2 protein-coding genes are annotated in these 1,951 nt (G+C 70.7%); both read left to right on the top strand.

What is annotated here, in order from left to right:
* The coding region (locus tag GA0115259_RS37685; protein WP_141716878.1) for an aminotransferase class III-fold pyridoxal phosphate-dependent enzyme at positions 1–730 on the top strand (730 nt) is incomplete at its 5' end.
* A 133-nt stretch (positions 731–863) separates the two neighbouring features.
* Positions 864–1,835: an ornithine carbamoyltransferase gene (locus tag GA0115259_RS37680; RefSeq protein WP_093605079.1), complete on the top strand. Its 972-nt coding sequence runs from the start codon at positions 864–866 to the stop codon at positions 1,833–1,835.
* Positions 1,836–1,951: the final 116 nt, after the last annotated feature.

Raw genomic sequence — 1,951 nt, 5'->3', positions numbered from 1 at the left:
GCTCGGCCCGTTCGACTCCATCGGCTTCATCGAGCGGCTGCTCACGGACCCGTCGTCCGGTACGGATCTGCCCGCCGCTGTGATCGTCGAGCCCACGCAGATGGAGGGCGGCGTCTACCCGGCGAGCCGGGAGTGGCTGCGCCGGCTGCGCGAACTCACGCAGCGCCACGGGATTCTGCTGATCCTGGACGAGATCCAGGCGGGCTGCGGGCGTACCGGTACGTTCTTCGGCTTCGAGGACGCCGGGATCGTCCCCGACATCGTGACCGTCTCCAAGTCCATCGGCGGCTACGGACTTCCGCTCTCGCTGACCTTGTTCCGGCGCGAACTCGACGTGTGGGAGCCCGGCGAGCACACCGGTACGTTCCGCGGCAACCAGCTCGCGTTCGTCGCCGCGACCGCCGCGTGCGAGCTGTGGCAGCACGGCTCGTTCCAGGCGGGTGTGGCGCGGGCGGCAGGGCGGCTGGGCCGGTTCCGCGCCGAACTCACCGCGCTCGACCCGGCCCTGGCCGTACGGGGCCGGGGCATGGTCCTCGGTATCGACACCGCGGGCGCCGGAGGTCCCGAACGGGCCCGCTCCGCGCAGCGGTACGCCTTCGAGCACGGTCTGATCGTGGAGCTGTGCGGACGCCACGACGAGGTCGTCAAGGTCATGCCTCCGCTGACCATCGACGCCGGCCGGCTCGACCGCGGTCTGGCGGTCCTGCACGAAGGGCTGCGGGTGCGCTGATGCGGAACAGCCGACCGATCCATCGCCCGGTCCGCCGCCCGGTCCGCCGCCCGATCCATCGCCGACTCGTCACACACCGCCGATCCGCCGTCGGCCTCGGCCCCGCCGCTCACCGCACACCAGGGAGGACCCGATGAGTCATCCGACCCGCCGTCACATCATCTCCATCGACGATCTCAGCACCGAGGAGCTGGACCGTATCGTCCGGCGCGGTGTCCAGTACGCGGCCGGTGAGCTGGAGGACGCGCGCCCGCTGCACGACGCCGTCGTCGGCGTACTGTTCCGCAAGACCTCCACCCGTACCCGTACCGCCTTCTCGGCGGGCACACTGCGGCTGGGCGGGCGGCTGATCACCTACGGTCCCGGCGATCTCCAGGAGAACACCGGCGAGAGCGTCGAGGACACCGCCGCCGTGCTGTCCGGGATGATCGACGTACTGGTCGCCCGCACCGCCGGGAGCGAGGCCGAGCTGCGCGCGTACGCGGACCAGCGGCGGATGGCAGTCATCAACGCGATGAGCGCCGACGAGCATCCCACGCAGGCGCTCGCCGATCTCACCACGCTCATGGGCACGTTCGGCCGGATCGAGGGCCTGCGGGTGCTCTATGTCGGTGAGGGCAACAACACGGCGTCCGCGCTGACCCTGGCCCTGTCCCGCTACCGGAACACCGAGCTGTATCTGCGCACACCGCCCGGTTACGGAGTGGCCGGGCACTACCTCGAACGCGCCGCCGTCAACGCCAAGACCACCGGCGCCCGTGTCGAGCAGCGGCACGACATGAACGGGCTGCCGCCGGCCGATGTCATCTACACCACCCGCTGGCAGACCACCGGCACCGCCAAGCCCGACCCGGACTGGCGGCGCCTGTTCGCTCCGTTCCAGGTCGGCCAGGCCGTGATGGCCACCAGTCCCGACGCGCTGTTCATGCACGACCTGCCCGCCCACCGTGGCGAGGAGGTCACGGCCGAGGTCCTCGACGGGCCCGCGAGCATCGCGTTCCGGCAGGCCGAGAACAAGTACCACAGCGCCCGCGCGGTCCTGGAGTGGTGCACGGCCGGCGGCGCGCTCTCCGACGTTCTTTCCCGGGAGGTAGTCCAGCCATGAGTGAAACCGTACTTCTGCCCGCGGGCGGCTGGCGGCTGTGGACGCATTTCTCGCTCCGTGGTCCGGGTTTTCCGGTGTCGGGGGTGTTGGGTTTGGCGCCGGTTGGTCTGGGTGTG

The organism is Streptomyces sp. MnatMP-M17, from assembly GCF_900091995.1.
GTDB lineage: Bacteria > Actinomycetota > Actinomycetes > Streptomycetales > Streptomycetaceae > Streptomyces.
The sequence above is the reverse complement of the archived record's forward strand: the minus strand, read 5'-3'. Positions and strand labels throughout refer to the sequence as shown.

Coding starts and splice junctions, on each gene's coding strand:
- GA0115259_RS37680 (WP_093605079.1), top strand. CDS start 864: ATGAGTCATCCGACCCGCCGTCACATCATCTCCATCGACGATCTCAGC.